Below are 15,025 nucleotides of genomic sequence, written 5' to 3' on the forward strand. Positions count from 1 at the left end.
CGGACGTCTTAATCCTAATCTCGAGAACGCTGAATCTCTAGGCCGAGAGCAGGCGCTGGCGAAGCCTGGAGTAGATGTCCAGCAACTCGAACACCCTCCTGAACGTTATGTGCCCCTCCCTGAACCTCTCGCCAGAGATGAACGCCTTCACTTCGTCCTCGCTTCCTACGCCGCATCTCGGGACCGCCCGGTCGAGGTAGAGATAGAACTCCTGCGCCCCGCCGTATATCTCGTTCAACCTGTCCCACCGTTTCTCGATCCAGCCCCATGTGACCTTCCTCGCGCGCGGGTTGGTGGCAGCGCCCGTCACGGTGTAGCCCGAGTCCGAGCGGCTCACCTCGCCACTTATGCCCAGCTCAAGCACCTTCTCGACGAGGCTCGGGTCCTCGAAGGAGGTGAGCGCGGAGTACGCCTTCGTCCTGTCCACCTCTCCCGACGACTTCGTAAGTTTCACCAGCGGGTCATAGGCCGAACTGCCGTTCACCACTGCGTATGCAATGGCCACCGCAGCCTTCAAGTTCGGCTCCACATCGGCGAAATTCTCGAACCTCGGCGCGAGCTCTGCGGCGTATCCCCTGTCCACCCTTACCAGCTGCGCCATCAACGTTTCGCGTACTGAGCCAAGGTTCGGGTCCTCCCCCTCCTTGGCGGTAAGACCGAGGCGACCCGCGACCGGGAGGTAGAAGTCCGCGTAGCCCTTGCTGACAATCCTCGCCTCGTCCGCGATGGTCCGGAGCGTCGCGAGCTGGTCTGTAACAGTCTCTATGACGAGCGGGTCGTCGGAGGCGCCGCAGAGCGATACGAACTTGAAGTATGTCTCCGGGTCGACCATCCCCGAATGGAGGAAGAGGAAGAGGTCGGTCATTATTCCTGCCCTGTCATGCGCGTGCAGCTTCTGGAAGCGGTTCGCTAGCTCCCCGTATGTCTCCTCGTCATAGAGGACGCTGTAGAAGCCAGTCCTTTGCAGGTTGACGATGAAGTCGTCGGTCATCTTCGCCTTGACCAGGGCCGAATTCCTGTCGAGCAGCATCTTCGTCTCCTTGCCTCCAACCCTCATTGTGAGGGGGATGGGCCAGACGCCCCTTGCCTTCTTTCCGCTGAGGAGGAAGCGGTTTTGGCTGAGTCTCACTCCGCCCTTGACTGCCTTGACTTTGACGACGGGGAAACCAGGCTTCATGACCCAAGCGCTCATCACCCTAGTGACTGGGAGCCCTGAGGCTCGGGCAATCGACTTCCAAAGGTCCTCACCGCTGGCGTTGGCGTGGCTGAACTTGCGGAGGTAGGCTCTGACTCCCGTCCTGAAGGCCGCCTCCCCGACGTATGACTCGATCATCCTGAGGACGGCGGCTCCTTTGCCGTAGCTTATCGCGTCGAAGACCTGATGTATCTCCTTGACCGAGGTGACCCTCGCCTGGATAGGGTGTGTGCCGAAGAGCGCGTCAGCGCTCATGGAGCGGAAAGTCTCGAACCTCAGAAACTCCCTCCAGACGTCCCATTCTGGGTGGAGCCTATGGATCATCTTGTGCTCCATGAAGGTCGCAAAGCTCTCGTTCAGCCAGAGGTCATCCCACCACTTCATGGTCACTAGGTCGCCGAACCACTGGTGGGCGATCTCATGGGTCATCACGTAGGCGGCGTGCCGATGGTCGAAGAAGCTCGAGTTCTTGTCGAGTAGGACGTATGCCTCCCTCGAAGTGATTGCGCCCCAGTTCTCCATCGCACCAGCGTGGTATTCGGGTAGCGCCACTAGGTGGAGCTTCTCAAGGGGGTACCGGATTCCGAAGTACTCCTCGTAATCCTTCAGTACCTTAGTGGAAATGTCCAAGATGAACTCTGACTGATGAGACGCACCGGCCCTGGTTGCTGCGATTACCTCCGTCCTCCCACTGGACATCCTAGTCTCTTCGAACTTCCCGATTCCCATGAAGAAGAGATAGGTCGACATGCGCGGCGACTGGTTGAACACGTGCCTGACCCTGCCGTCAGAAGTCTCAGTCCTGGACTTCACACTTGAGTTCGAAATTACCTCCAGCCCCCTCTCCGTTGTCACCGTCAGCCTGAAGACAGCCTTGAACGTCGGTTCGTCCTTGCAGGGAAAGACAGTTCTCGCGGCAGCTGGTTCGAGGTCGGTCACAAGCATGTAGTCCTTCCCGTACTTCGACTTGTACAGCCCGAAGATGGTCTGGTCCGAGACCTGCTTTGAGTAGGATACGCTCACCTCCGACTGCTTCTTGGGTACGCCAAAGACGGACAGCGCCCCTTCCTTCGGGCCGTACCTGAAGCGCGTGGGCCGACCGTTCACCGCGACCGCGTTCACGCTCATCTCTTGGGCGTCGAGCAACAGCGGGTTCGCCGATGTCTCCACGGTCAGTTTGACAACTCCTTCGACGTTGGCGCGCGCGAAGTCAACGTTAAGGTCGAGGTCGTAGGAGTCGATATGCAAACTTGGTCGCCGGTCGAGAGGCCGCCCCCGGGGGCCGAATTAAGGTTGAGGGAGGAAATGGCACCAACTCGGAAGGTTTGGGCTGGGAAGGTAAGTTATTGCAAGAAATCTACAGCCAATCGGTGAATCTCGCGGTTCGCAATAGGCCGAATGTCGGACTTGGCCCGCAGCGGGCGTTCCTCACGCGCTGTCCGAGGCTGCCTGAATCGTGGGTTGCTGGGCGACGGGGACCTGCTGAGCCTCTGGCTCCGCGCTCGGCTCTGAGGCCTCGTTTGCCTTGGAGCTTAGCTCAGCGAGCTGGGACTGGACCTCTGATATCTCAGGGGCTGGTTCCGCGGCTGAGAATGACTCCCGGCTGGAATCCTCTGCGAACACCATTGGCTCGAAAGGTTCGGGAGCGGCCTCCTCCGAGTCTGTGGAAGGGGCGGGCTCTGCAGCGAATGTTTCGGTTGCCGGTGTCTGCTCCTCTCCGCTCGTCTCATTCTGTTGCATGTTCTCCGCAGCCTCTGCCGAGAGCGAACCGCCAGTCACCTGCTCTGCAAGTGAGACGACCTTCGAGACGAGCTCGTCGTAGACCGCCTGCGGCACGTGGTCAGCGAGGCTTGCTTCCAGCTCCTGCACCTTCGCCTCTGCGGCTGTCAACTGGTCCCTTGGGACCATCGACGAGACGGCGTTCTCTAGCTCGTCGCACCTCTCCTTGATCGTGTTGTACTCTGAGGCAGGGACCATCGCGGCCATTTGCCTCGTAGCCTCATCAAACCTCTGCTTCAGCGCGAAGCTTTCCGATGCGGGGACCATCGAGCCTATCTGGCGCGAGACCTCTTCGTACCTCCTCTGGAGCGAGGCATATTCTTCCTTGCTCACCATCCCCCTGATCTGCTCCTCGAGCTCCCTTGCTCTCGAAAGTGCTTGCAGGTGGACGGAGGTCGCAACGAAGCCCTGAGCAATCTTCGCAGCCATGGACTCCAAGACCCTTCCCTGGGCTCCTGCCGCCTTGTTCTGGGCCGAAATCTGCTCTGCAATAGAGGAGAACTGCTTGATGAACGTCGTAGTCTTCTGTTGCTCCGCCTTCGACCTGTCAAGCTCCTTCTCGAGGCCCTCTACCTCCCTCTCGAGCTTGGAGACAGCTTCGTGGTGCTCCTTCTTCGGGATTGATTGTCGGAGCTGCGCCTCGAGCGTCTTGTACCTCAAGGCGAGTTTCTTGTATTCGGCGCCTATGTTTACGGTTCTACTGGTCTTGTCCATTTCGGATCTGTGTATCACCCGCTGCGCGGTGCTGATATTACGCAAAGTCAACATTGCTTTACCTAAGAATGAATTATGCTGTAGGGCCTCAGGACAGGTTTCGGGCAGCCGAAGTGTCGGGGAGGGAGTTGCATCAAGGGTCGACGAGTTGCAACAGCGTTTCCTTGAAGGGCAACCCGATGCCTGCACGCCAGGGCCGAGATTAGAACCTACCCGGAGGCTGGCTGCCGGGAGAATCTGGGCTGCGCAGCGCCCTCCTTCTCGAGCTGCTCCTTCGCCATCTCAACGATAGGGCGAAGGTCCTTCGTCTCGATCTTGGCGTCGGCCCTCTTCCTCACCACCTCCTGCGCATTGAAAGCGACTCGTAGGTCGACCAGGTCGAAGAGGTCGACATCGTTGGCCCCGTCCACGACGGCGATTTTCCTCATTCCATCGAACATGCTCCCGAAGGCCGTCCTGAGTATCTGCGCCTTGTTGACGTTGACGAGGAGGCCGTACCCCACGAGTCTGCTGTCGTGGAAGACGAGCTCGTTGGAGAAGACGTGGTCCATGCCTAGCTCGCTCTTCACCCTGTTTGTGAGGAGTGAGAACCCGCCGCTGACGCCGACCATCAGGCATCCCATCTTCTTCAACCGCTCAGTTGCCTCGACTGCGCCCTTCATGATGGGCAGTGAGTTCGCGACGCGCATGCACTGCTGGTGCGTGACGCCCCTGACGAGCTCAATCCTCTGGGCGAGTCCGTGCTCCCAGCTTATCTCTCCCCTGATGCCCCTCATCGTGATGTCGCGGACCTGCTCCTCCTTCCGACCAGCCTGGCGAGTTCTGGCAGGAACTCGCCATCGACCAAGACCCCTTCCACATCGAAGACTACTATCACCCAGTCACACCTCTAGCTCGCACAGTGGGCACGCCGATGGGGTATCCATCCCCGTGGACGAACCAACCGTCTGGACCCGACCTCGGGCTGCCAGACGCCGATTCCCGCAGCCCGTAGCGTATAGACTCCTCGGTCCTTGGCTGCCCGTTGCAAATGCCAAGCCAGGAGCCACGAGCGATAGGGGTCGAGGAAGAGGCGATTCTCCGGCGAGTTCTTGGGGATGGTCCGAAACTCAGCCAGTCGGGCCGCTCACCCTTTTCTCCATGCGCGCTCGTGCCGCAAGGATGATTATTGCGACAGCGACCAGAGCTTGGACCACCTCGAGAAAGGCTATCACAGCGGGAGGGTGCATCGTCGACAGAAGCCCCGCCTCGTCGACGAGCAGGGCTGGGAAGTAGAGGATTGCTGCAATGATTGCGAACGTCGACCACCGGGAGTGACCACGGAAGAGCAGCGCTAGAGAGACTACGGCAAGGATCAAGCCAACGAAGAACAGGACCAGGGTCGCGGCGCCGGTTGCCGTGACGTCGGAGACAGGGCGGTTCTCGAGGCCTGCGGGAGTCAAGAGGATGCCGCAGAAGACGAAGACCACCAACGCGATCGTGAGAGGTTTCTTCGTTCCGGGAGGCTTTGCCATTGTTGGTGTGGAAAGAAGACATAGGGTCTCTACTTAAGGGCGAGCTCGGGAGTTCGAGAATAGTCCCTACGACCTTCGTCTACTCATTATCGATGAACTCTTCTGCTTTTGGCGGCTCAGGCGGGAGCCCCTTGCGCTTCCTAATCTCGGTGACCAGCGGCATCAGCAAGTTCGAGGGGACGGCCTGCCAGAGCTTGAAGTGGGTGTTCCACACGGCCTTCCCCGCTGTCGCGCCCCTCATCTTCTCGCTCAGGTCGAAGGTCTCCGCTGCTGGAATCTCGCCTTCGACAACGGTCATCACCTCCCTCTGGTCTATCTTGACAAGCTTTCCCCTCTTGCCCTGAATGACGCCCGTGATGGCGCCGATGAGGTCGGACGGGCCCTTCACCTCTATGCCGAGTACCGGCTCCAGGAGTGTGGGGTTGGCAGAGAGAAGGGCACCTAGGATGGCCCTCCTCGATGCAGGCATCAGCTGGGCGTACGTCCTGTGGGCAGCGTCCTCGTGGGGCACGTAGTTTGTGAGCACGACCTTGACCCCCCTCGTGAACTCGTAGGCGAGCGGCCCGTTCTTCATGATGTCGTCGAAGCCGGCCCTGATGGAGTCCATGGACTCCTGCAGGAACTGGACGCCCTTGGTCAGCTCGGTCATTATGTTCCCCCTCTCGTCAATCGCTTGCCAGTTTTTCGCCTGGTCAGGGTCCCAGCCCTGGTCGCGCAGGAGCTTCACCACCAGCTTCTTCTCTATGTTCTCGCTGATCGTGCCGTTGCGGATGAGCTCGACGACCGCGGGCTCTAGAGGCTCCACCTCAATGAAGATCTTGTTGTGCCTGTTGGGGGAGCGCGCCATTATCGGGCCCGCCCTCGAGCGGATTGTCTCCCTGTAGTTGATTATGGGCGGCGAGGTGACTATCTCGAGGCCGGCCTGCTGGATCATGGTGGTTGCGATCTCCAGGTGCAGGACGCCCATCCCTGCCATCAGTGTCTCTCCCGACTCCTGGTTTATGGTGATGATGAGGTTCGGGTCCTCGATGTTGAGCCTGCGCATCACCTCGACCAGCTTGGGAAGGTCCCTGGGGTGCTTCGCCTCCACGGCCACGGTGACGACCGGCTCGCTGACGTAGTGGATCGATTCGAAGGGTGCAACGCCCTTCACGTTCGATATCGTCTCGCCCGACCTGATGTCGAGACCCAGCAGCGCCGGGATGTTGCCCGCAGGCAGTGAATCCACTATCTCCCTCTGGAAGCCCATGAATATCTGGACGGACTGGATGCGCCCCTCCCTCTTCGAGTTCAACAGGTAGACCGCGTCGCCGTTGGAGACGCTGCCGGAGAAGAGCCTGCCCGTCGCGACGAGCCCAGCCGCTGGGTCGACGACGACGTTTGTGACCATCATGACCGTAGCCCCGTGCTCGTCACAGGCGAGGAGCGCCTTGCCTATGTCGCTGTTGAGGTCGCCGGGCCAGATCTTCGGGATGCGGTAGGCCTGGGCGACGTGGGGCGGCGGGTGGTGTCTCACCACCATGCTGAGCAGAGCCTCGTGGAGGGGTAACTTCTTGCCCAGCTCTTCTGGCGTGGACGCGGTGTAGGCGCTGATGATGTCCTTGAATGACATGCCCGCGGCCTTCAGCATGTCAAAGTTGAAGCCCCAGCGGTCCTTGGAGGAGCCGAATGCGACTTGGCTCTTTTGGACTGAGACCTGCCATTTCTGTTTGTATTCCGGCTCTGCCGATTGTTCAACTAGGTTGTTGAAGTCCTGGACGATTCTGAAGAGCCACTCCTGCATCTTCTCGGGTGTCAGGCGAAGCTCCTTGATCAGACGGTCTATCTTGTTGATGTACAGTACTGGGCGAACTCGCTCCTCGAGGGCTTGTCGGGTCACTGTAATCGTCTGGGTCATCACACCCTCCACTGCGTCTACTACTACGATTGCCCCATCAACGGCCCTCAGCGACCTGGTCACCTTCCCTGTGAAGTCGATGTGGCCGGGCGTGTCGATCAGGTTGATGACGTACGGCTTGGCTTCCTGTTCATAGTACAAGGTGACGTTCGCGGCCTTAATCGTCATCTGCCGCTGCTGCTCGAGCTCCATATAGTCCAGAGCTAGCGCTTGGCCTGCCACTGAAGGGGACAACATTCCGCAAGCCGCGAGCAGGGAGTCCGACGTGGTGGTCTTAACGGCAGAGTAGAGGGTTACTCTACCCTGATTCCGTGGTCCACGTGTGCGATGATCCCCAGGTTGCGAATCTGGTCCTTGTTGTGGACTATCTTGAGAGCCTCTGTAGTCGTCTTGAACTTTGGCATAGTCCGCCGTTGGGGTTCCCTTTCACGAAGTGGTTATGAACATTTCCTTCAGGGAGGTGGTAACCATACTTGTGGATGGCAGAACACATGTCCGACGGGTCCGTGCTTATCCGGGCCAGAGCCGAGCGCGTATCCCGACTGGATGTAGTTCGTGGGGCTCTGCATGTCGAAGCTGGGACCAACGGGGACCCGGGGGAGGGCGGGTTAGAAGTCGCAATTCTGCCAGACGCCGCGGGGGAGTCGGGGGCGGAAGCACTGGGGGCAGGTGGAGTCGAGGTTCGCCTTCCGGAGGCGGTGCATCGCGACCTTCACGTTGCCCTCGGAGGTGTGGAGGGCCCTGGCGGCGTCCCTGCATCTCGCGGAGGAGTGGCTCCAACGATAGACGAAGACGCGGTGCAGGGAATGAGAACCGCAATGACAGGGGCTCCCCGGGGAGATGATCCCGAGGACGCTTTGGCTCATCGGCATGCGGTCTCCGTGGACCCACACTCCTCTTGATCGGTCCTGGCGGCGTTCACAGTCTGATTGGGCAGGTGGATACTTAATGCCGAGCTCGCCTGTCGGCACCGAATCGGGTACGCGGAGGAAGTGCGTCAGAACGAGGCTGTAAGGGACCTAGAACACTCAAGCGAACCATGTGGTGTGGCTGTCACTGTCTCCTTCCTTGGAGGCAATGTTAGGACAATGGGACTGTCGAGTTCGGTTGCAGAAAATCCTCGAGTTGTCGTTTCAATTCCTCGGTCGAAGTCCCGTAAGTCAGGATGCGTATTCCGTACAGTCCGGCCATGCGCATGGCCTCGTCTGTGAGAGGCGAGTCTGTGACTAGAATCAACCGCTTTACGCCGGCATCCGAGTCGGGATATATAATGTGTTAGTGCATCAACATGGTGACCGAATAAGGCTAAACAACTTTCCCTGAGGCGCTAGCACTTGCGTGGTCTGTCATAGCGAAGAAAGGCGTGGGGACGGTGATAGGGAGACGGTCGGTGAGCAAGGGAAGGGAGTACGTGAGGGTGTGGGTCTACGTACCGACGAAGGTCAGCGAGGACACGGCGTTTCCCTTCAGAATCGGCGAGCCGTGCGAAATCGAGATCGACACGGACAGGAAGAGCGTCGTAATCAAACCGGTCTCCCTCAAGGAGGCGAACCTGAAGGGCTGGTCGAGGAGGGAGCGGTATAAGAAAAGCAGTCCGCGTCCCACGTGAGTTTCCCTCTAGACGGCGAAAAGAAGCCCAGGGGAAGGTTCGGCAGATTCTGCGTTACCGTTGGGAAAGAAGTGTTCCGAGGGTGGCTTTGAGCTTATGGCTGCTGCCCTAGTTCCTCGGTAGGCCCCGGAGCAGCCTGTGCCGCGGGCGCGGGGGTGGGAGTTGCCTGAGGCGGTGCCCCTTCAGCTTCTGCCGTCGTAGTCGACGGTGCAGGAATTGGGGTCGGGGGACGTGGCCGGGCCTTCTTCCTGACGACCCTCCTCTTCGGTGCCCTCTTCACCCTCTTCAGAGACTTCCTTGCTCTCTTCGATGAACGCTTTGCCTTCTTCTTGGGCATGCGTTGCTGATTAGTTCACTGGCCCTATTTATCCTTCGAGTCGACTTGCGAGGGTGCGGAAGATCAGCGCAAGTCTTGTCGCACACAGGATTTAGGCGCATGGTTGGTAATTCCGCTTTTATCACGGCCTTACCCAACCACCGAAGAGTGGGGGTTGACTCGGGAAAAGGCCCTTCTGAGCTATGGCACGACGGAAGTACTCTTTGACGGAAGGATGACCCACGCTGCGCTTAAACTCGCCGAGAGCAACCTTAGCTTCATTGAGAACACTGGCTCGAAGTTAGTGCCCCTTTCAGAGATAGTCAACGCAAAGAGCTTGGTCGAAAAAGCAGGGTTTGGCAAGAAGAAGTTCCTGATTCTGGAACTCAGCGACGGCAAACAGATCAGGATAGCTTTGGACGACGCCGAACTCTGGGCCAGCTCCATTCAAGAGGCCAAGAAAGTGCTAGAAGTCATCCTGATTGAGGAGAAACGCGCAAAGCAGCTTCTCGCTGAAGGTAAGATGGTGTGCGCAAGACTGGACTTGGATGTTAATGCTGTCGCCGAAGCTCTGAGGAAGAAGAAGGGCTTTCTCCAGCAGGAAGAGAAAGTGGTGGGGATAGCCAAGATTTACTTTCCGTTCGCCATCTGCAGGGTCCATGGGCCGATTCATCTGGCTCCAAAGGACCTTCTGGTAAGACTGGCTGTTCCACGAGAGGCGATATCTGCGCTCCTGTCAGATTTCGATTCAGCAAGCAGAAGGAAGCACTTCGTAGCTGGGGCAGGAGATGTAGTTCACATTATGGAGTACCTCTTTCCGACCTCTCCGGCACCCCCTTCTATGGATCGCTTCGTTGAACTTTTACCCACAGGCAATGAGATCGTGGTGCCACCAAATATTGATGTAATCGAGTGCTTTGAATTGTTGACTCCGCTGTACAAGAAAGTGGATTCTATGAATCAAGGGTACGAGGATAGTTTCAACTCAACATATGACACCCAGGCACTCAAAATGCTCAACAGCAACTTTCTCACAGCAAAGGAGGCCGTACAGTCAGCGCTCTTTCGACGTTTGTTCGCGGATCCTATGACTCATGAGGTTTTGCATGTTTTCTTTCTTCCTTTCCTTCTCATAACATACCAGACTCTTGATGGCAAAGGCGACCGCTGGGAGTTCTTGGACTGTGAAGGCAGGTCTTCACTACTGGAAGTTGCATTTCAAAAAACCAAGGTCAGCTTCTTCGAAACTCAGATTGACCAGATTCTATCAATTAAGATGTACAACGGCACACAGGCCCATTTCTCTGAAAAGCTGAAGTCTCTTATTGCGTCCGGGGGCGTTAACGAAGCCCGCCGAATCTACGATGAAGCAATGAGATTCTACCCATATGTAATTACAACGACCTTCGACGAGTTGGTGGATTCCGTAAGGCAGCGCACCCCGCAACCCGCCACCCCAGAGAAAGACTACTGGGCAGTATTGGGCCTCAGGCCTGGTGCTACTCCAGAGGTGATCAAGGCGGTCTACCAGGAATTGATGAAGCAGTACCATGTGGATAAGCTGCCAGCTGGCGCCACCCCTGCGCAGCGGAAGCTGGTGGAGGATAAGGTCAAGGAAATCAATGAGGCTAACGACGCGCTGATGAGACAGGCAGGATGAATGAACGATCGGTCGCTTGAGGCTACACCGTGAGGAAGGCCTCCATGCAATCCCTCTGATTTGAGGCAATCGAGTAAGCAATCAGCCCCTGCGCACGAGACAGGGCCTTTCTCTACCAGACCAGAATCATCCCGACAAAGTGGTCTTCAACGCCTTCACATCAGTACTTCTCCGGTTGGTGACTTCTAGGAGGATATCGTGAGGAAGGAGCTCTTGGACGGGCATGACGTCTACCATGTCACCCAGGAGGGGATGAAGGTGTTGGACGACCTTGAGAGCGTGCTAGTGAGGCTGACACCCTAGGTCACTTATCGTGAGTTGGTGTTTTAAGGCCTGGAGGGGTGCAAATTGCGTATGTCCGAAGAGGAGGACCCCATGGTCTCAGGCTTGGAGCTCCACGAGGAGTTCTTGCAGCGCATCGAGAACGGTGGAAGGAAGATCAAGACACTTTCGCTGATAACGATATTCGTCGCGGCTGTGCTGGCGGTCACTTATGCTTCGCAACTGGTAGTCCTGCCGTTCATGCTCGGCGTCACCAGCCAGACAGTGAACCTCGTGGATCCCTCTTTGATGGGCGTAGAGCTGGGAGTCCTCGCTCTAACTTTGGCGTGGCTCTATGTCGGTCTGGTGGACTACCGTTACACGAAGACCTTGGTTAAACAGGCCCAGGAAATCAGGGCGGCGGAGGCCGAGCTGATGAAAAAGTACGGGCTAAGATCCTAGCCATGGTCCTGGTTACATGTCGTTCTCTGAGCCAGAGTAGTCACCCAATGCATAGTATCCATACTTACCCACCGACAACTTGACGGAACATTCTCACGTAGCGAATCGAAGCGGCCGCGAAGAGGCTCTATCCGTATCCTCACCTCGTCCGTCTTGTCGATGATGCTGCCCTCCCCCATGTCCTTCGCGAGGAAGGCGATGTCGAGGTCGGAGGCGACGCCCGTTATCGTGTAGGCCTTCGCCAGGTCCCCGTTGTCGAGGACGGCGTATCTGGGAAGGTTGCTGGCGACCTTGTAGCCTGGCATCTCCATCAGTCTGACGTACTTCTCCTGCAGGCCCATCGTAGCGAGGAAGCCCTCGAGTGCCTGGTCGCTCTCGAGGAAGTAGCGCCTGTAGTTCACGCTGTAGAGCTCGTTTCCGACGACGACGCTCATCGTATCCAATCTGACGTAGAAGACCACTGCTGAGCTTAACTGCTGGAGCGCGGCTGCGAACCCAGAAAGTACCGCGTTCCTCTCTGGCTCGCTGAGGTTGAAGTAGTTGATGGGGCCGACCTCGTAGACGAAGGACATGAGAATTAACCCATTTGAGTAATATAACCGCAGATAGAATTTCTACTTTAGAGAATGATTGAGATCCCAGAGACCTCATGCTCTTCATTAGTTTAGCTCGGGTTATCTATTCAAGAAGTTCGCGTCGTGCTCCCAGAATCGAGCGTAAGTTAAAGGTCGGGAAGCGTTGTCGTCTGGGAAGAATCAGGAGTTCTTGGCGGGTGCGAGAACTGATTAACCGAACTAGCAGTGTCCAGTCAGGTCGAAACTTTGAGTCAGGTAGACCGATGACACTTGGGACATGCAGCCAAACTGCATGTTCGAATCCTCGGCAGTCCCAATGTCAATGGGAGGTCCGATGATACCGAAACTACCAGGAACAATACCCGAGCCAAGCTTGTAGTCTAGCGTTCCGCTGGCGGTGGTAAAGGTTGGGTTGTAAATGGTCCCACCATCGGTCACTCCGCAAAAGCAGACATTCGAACGAAGCCAGTACCAATTTGTGGGCGTGTTTTCAGTGTAGTAATAACTGCCCCCTCCTGATCCTCCAACGACGTAAAAGCTGACAGAATCGATCTTTTCGAAGCCGCTACCACAATTCGTAAGGCACGCATTGCTGTGTTCCGATATGTACCACTGCGCTCCTCCGTTGAACATCGCGCTCACGGTTGTGCAATTCCCACTGTTAGAATACCAACTCCAATCGGTGGATCCCCAGTATGTGTTGTAGACTTCAATTGTGAATACGGCACAGTTATTGCTGCTTTTTGCAATAATACCCGATTGGAACCAGTCGGCGCCTCCGTACCATGGACCGGTCTGGCACTGTTTCGAGGCGTCCAAATCTGGATTGTACTGCAGGCTCATTTGCCCGTCGCCTGATGTGTACACTAAGTTCGATTGAAGGGACGCGGTAGCGTTCACGTTGGGCCCTATGAGTGCGCTACACAGACTGCTGGGGAAACCGAATTCGGCGTCGTCGTTACCGACATACCCTGTCGCTGCTGCTACCGGCGTGACAAGAGACAACGAAGTGAAAAGCAGCGCAAGAATCGGAGTCCAGACTAAGATGCTACGCTGCATTCGATTGCACCTGGATGCTTAACGTGTAAGGAGCCAAGACCTGCCCCGGTTCAAGGGAACTGGGTAATGGAGAGGATGTGGGGTCGACATGCGAAAGGCCCGGGGCTCCCGAGTCGATCTGCGCCCAAATTGGAGCGGAGACATACGCAGTAACAGTGATGACGGCACCTGCGGGTAACGAACTGTGCAAAGAGAGGGTGACGGTGTATCCTTCCAACGATGGAATGAAACTGGACAAGGCATTCCCGGACCCATTCACGAGGTCTTGCAGGATCGCAGCCGGGTGCGCTACGCTTTGCCCTAGGTCATACGAGCTACTCGCTGCCAGCTTGCCGTTCACATAGAGCCCAAGATACAATGTCCCGTTTTGGGGCAAGCGATAAGGAAACACGTTCAAGGTGGCACTGACGAAGCCGTTGAGGCTTCGATTTGTGGTGTACGAAGTCGATACGAGAGTGTGTGCCGGCATTAGCCACCCTGTGAAATTGGTTCCAGAACTTCCAAAGAAGTAGTTGTTTGATGCGCTTGGAAGTCTTAGAGAAAAACCCCGCGTTGAGGAGCCTGTTCTACCAGCCAGCGCAAGACCAAACAAACCGCTGCCCACGATGACAACAGATATGAAGACAACCAACGACAGATGCCGTGTTCTTAGCTGGCGTGATTCTGTCATTGCTGTTCTGCAAATCAGGACTTGATTCGTAAATTGCTTTACCCAAACGTTCTGGCAAAACTATAAAACACAAAATCTACTTTGATGTTGGTTTGTCTCGTTCTACAATAGCCATTTCGGTTCTGATGCTAATCGCAGTCTTCAACACCTTCGCATTCGTTTCGTTGCTCCTCCCAAGCGTGACGTCCAGCCTCGCACCTTCTGGTTCTCCGCTGGCGTCAGTATTTGAAGACGCCAAGATAGTTTCGCCTCTAACCTTCCCTCTAGGCTGGTCCGTAGTTGGGTTGGCCTGGATATGGCGGGGAAGAGTTAGGTCGAGATGGAAGAACGCCGGGCTCGACTCGGATTCCTTCCGTCTGATCCTCAAGATGAAGGGAGGATCTACGAGACTATCAATCCTCAAAGCCCTAGCTGCGCCCAAAGACAGGCTACAGCTGGCTAATGAATTGAGCCTCGATTGGAAGACTGTTGACCACCATATTAGGGTCCTGAACGAGTATGGTTTTATCAGAGCAACTTCGTCCTATGGAACGATTGTTCTTTACGGACTGACCAAGCAAGGGGAAACACTGCTAAAACTGACGGACGAATTGCACTGAAGAGTTGCTTCTCCGTAACCGACGTGCTATTCGAGCCCAGGAATTTTCGTCAACGAAAGCGTTTCTCCATCGGATAGAGACTCTGGCCCACTTGAGTGTCTGCAAATCCCAGCGATTGCATGTTAAGCGACCTTCTTCATCTCCAGCGACCTCGCTCCCTTAACCTTCACCTCGACCTTCTTCCTGTAGATGGGCCTCTCCTCTCCCTCGACACGAACCTCTAGCTCGCGAATGCCTATGTCGGCAGCGGTGGGCAGGAAGACGATGGTGTAGCCGCTCTCCGTGTCGCTCACCGGTGTAGCAAGAGCTTCTGCCCCGGCTCTCGGCACGCCGTCGACGTAGAGCGAGACCTTCCTGGGCAGCTTGGTCCTCCTCCATCTCCCGCTTATCGAAAGAGGAGCGAACGACTCGGCGCTGTCGGCCTCCATCTGGAAGGCCGTTTCTTCTTCCGCCTCCTCTTCGCTGCTTTCCTTTTTCGCATGACGTTGTGATGCAATCGTCGAGAGCCTTCGCAGCCTAACCAGAATGAGCTGCTCTGGTGTCAGCATACGCACCGGCCAGAACGCCAGCACCAGACCGGCAAGAAGGAATGAGCCGACCGGAATCAGCTTCAGCGTGGCAGTCGGAAAAGGAGCAGAGAAGGTCATCCCTACAAGGAAGGACGAGAGAAGGATCACCAGTTGCCTCGGGCTGACCCAGACCACCCTAAGCGGTA

The 15,025-nt window shown here is 56.8% G+C and carries 15 protein-coding genes; 3 read left to right on the forward strand and 12 right to left on the reverse strand.

The window, feature by feature from the left end; all coding sequences use genetic code 11:
- Positions 1-37: 37 nt before the first annotated feature.
- The 7 genes from LYZ69_02240 to LYZ69_02270 all read right to left on the reverse strand — a co-directional run bounded on the left by LYZ69_02240 (position 38) and on the right by LYZ69_02270 (position 8,335).
- Positions 38-2,443: a M1 family metallopeptidase gene (locus LYZ69_02240; GenBank protein MDV3277270.1), complete on the reverse strand. Its 2,406-nt coding sequence runs from the start codon at positions 2,441-2,443 to the stop codon at positions 38-40.
- A 180-nt stretch (positions 2,444-2,623) separates the two neighbouring features.
- On the reverse strand, positions 2,624-3,688 hold the full coding sequence (locus LYZ69_02245) for a hypothetical protein (protein MDV3277271.1): 1,065 nt from the start codon (positions 3,686-3,688) through the stop codon (positions 2,624-2,626).
- A 209-nt stretch (positions 3,689-3,897) separates the two neighbouring features.
- A complete protein-coding gene (locus LYZ69_02250) occupies positions 3,898-4,464 on the reverse strand; it encodes an HAD family phosphatase (protein MDV3277272.1) in 567 nt (188 codons plus the stop codon).
- 333 nt (positions 4,465-4,797) lie between these two features.
- Entirely contained in the window at positions 4,798-5,202 is a 405-nt protein-coding gene (locus tag LYZ69_02255; protein ID MDV3277273.1) for a hypothetical protein, read from the reverse strand.
- A 79-nt stretch (positions 5,203-5,281) separates the two neighbouring features.
- A complete protein-coding gene (locus LYZ69_02260) occupies positions 5,282-7,354 on the reverse strand; it encodes an elongation factor EF-2 (protein ID MDV3277274.1) in 2,073 nt (690 codons plus the stop codon).
- 353 nt (positions 7,355-7,707) lie between these two features.
- On the reverse strand, positions 7,708-7,965 hold the full coding sequence (locus LYZ69_02265) for a hypothetical protein (protein MDV3277275.1): 258 nt from the start codon (positions 7,963-7,965) through the stop codon (positions 7,708-7,710).
- A gap of 214 nt (positions 7,966-8,179) precedes the next feature.
- Positions 8,180-8,335 carry a hypothetical protein gene (locus tag LYZ69_02270; protein MDV3277276.1) on the reverse strand — a complete coding sequence of 52 codons (156 nt, stop codon included), beginning with the start codon at positions 8,333-8,335 and terminating at the stop codon, positions 8,180-8,182.
- Between the two features lie 154 nt (positions 8,336-8,489).
- Between LYZ69_02270 and LYZ69_02275 the strand changes: the two genes are divergently transcribed.
- Positions 8,490-8,708, forward strand: a complete 219-nt coding sequence (locus tag LYZ69_02275; GenBank protein MDV3277277.1) for a hypothetical protein — start codon at positions 8,490-8,492, stop codon at positions 8,706-8,708.
- Positions 8,709-8,802: 94 nt separating this feature from the next.
- Here LYZ69_02275 and LYZ69_02280 read toward each other — a convergent pair whose 3' ends face one another.
- Positions 8,803-9,045: a hypothetical protein gene (locus LYZ69_02280; GenBank protein MDV3277278.1), complete on the reverse strand. Its 243-nt coding sequence runs from the start codon at positions 9,043-9,045 to the stop codon at positions 8,803-8,805.
- A gap of 154 nt (positions 9,046-9,199) precedes the next feature.
- Here LYZ69_02280 and LYZ69_02285 point away from each other — a divergent pair, with 154 nt between their 5' ends.
- Together LYZ69_02285 and LYZ69_02290 are read left to right on the forward strand one after the other, a co-directional pair.
- Positions 9,200-10,684, forward strand: coding sequence for a J domain-containing protein (locus LYZ69_02285; protein ID MDV3277279.1), 1,485 nt, complete (start codon positions 9,200-9,202; stop codon positions 10,682-10,684).
- Between the two features lie 354 nt (positions 10,685-11,038).
- Positions 11,039-11,407 carry a hypothetical protein gene (locus LYZ69_02290; GenBank protein MDV3277280.1) on the forward strand — a complete coding sequence of 123 codons (369 nt, stop codon included), beginning with the start codon at positions 11,039-11,041 and terminating at the stop codon, positions 11,405-11,407.
- On the opposite strand, the gene LYZ69_02295 is transcribed toward LYZ69_02290, so the two are convergent.
- The 4 genes from LYZ69_02295 to LYZ69_02310 all read right to left on the reverse strand — a co-directional run.
- The gene (locus tag LYZ69_02295) at positions 11,404-11,979 is read right to left on the reverse strand and encodes a hypothetical protein (protein ID MDV3277281.1); all 576 of its coding nucleotides are present in this window, start codon (positions 11,977-11,979) and stop codon (positions 11,404-11,406) included. The genes LYZ69_02290 and LYZ69_02295 overlap by 4 nt on opposite strands.
- Positions 11,980-12,201: 222 nt before the next feature.
- A complete protein-coding gene (locus tag LYZ69_02300) occupies positions 12,202-12,825 on the reverse strand; it encodes a hypothetical protein (GenBank protein MDV3277282.1) in 624 nt (207 codons plus the stop codon).
- A gap of 962 nt (positions 12,826-13,787) precedes the next feature.
- On the reverse strand, positions 13,788-14,132 hold the full coding sequence (locus LYZ69_02305) for a hypothetical protein (protein MDV3277283.1): 345 nt from the start codon (positions 14,130-14,132) through the stop codon (positions 13,788-13,790).
- 300 nt (positions 14,133-14,432) lie between these two features.
- Positions 14,433-15,025, reverse strand: a 593-nt coding sequence (locus LYZ69_02310; protein ID MDV3277284.1) for a hypothetical protein, incomplete at its 5' end; no start/stop codon positions are given.

Source organism: Nitrososphaerales archaeon (assembly GCA_032906765.1).
Classification (GTDB): Archaea; Thermoproteota; Nitrososphaeria; order Nitrososphaerales; family Gagatemarchaeaceae; genus DASPPF01.

Coding starts and splice junctions, on each gene's coding strand:
- LYZ69_02245 (MDV3277271.1), bottom strand. CDS start 3,688: ATGGACAAGACCAGTAGAACCGTAAACATAGGCGCCGAATACAAGAAA.
- LYZ69_02250 (MDV3277272.1), bottom strand. CDS start 4,464: ATGAGGGGCATCAGGGGAGAGATAAGCTGGGAGCACGGACTCGCCCAG.
- LYZ69_02255 (MDV3277273.1), bottom strand. CDS start 5,202: ATGGCAAAGCCTCCCGGAACGAAGAAACCTCTCACGATCGCGTTGGTG.
- LYZ69_02265 (MDV3277275.1), bottom strand. CDS start 7,965: ATGAGCCAAAGCGTCCTCGGGATCATCTCCCCGGGGAGCCCCTGTCAT.
- LYZ69_02280 (MDV3277278.1), bottom strand. CDS start 9,045: ATGCCCAAGAAGAAGGCAAAGCGTTCATCGAAGAGAGCAAGGAAGTCT.
- LYZ69_02290 (MDV3277280.1), top strand. CDS start 11,039: ATGTCCGAAGAGGAGGACCCCATGGTCTCAGGCTTGGAGCTCCACGAG.
- LYZ69_02295 (MDV3277281.1), bottom strand. CDS start 11,979: ATGTCCTTCGTCTACGAGGTCGGCCCCATCAACTACTTCAACCTCAGC.
- LYZ69_02300 (MDV3277282.1), bottom strand. CDS start 12,825: ATGAGCCTGCAGTACAATCCAGATTTGGACGCCTCGAAACAGTGCCAG.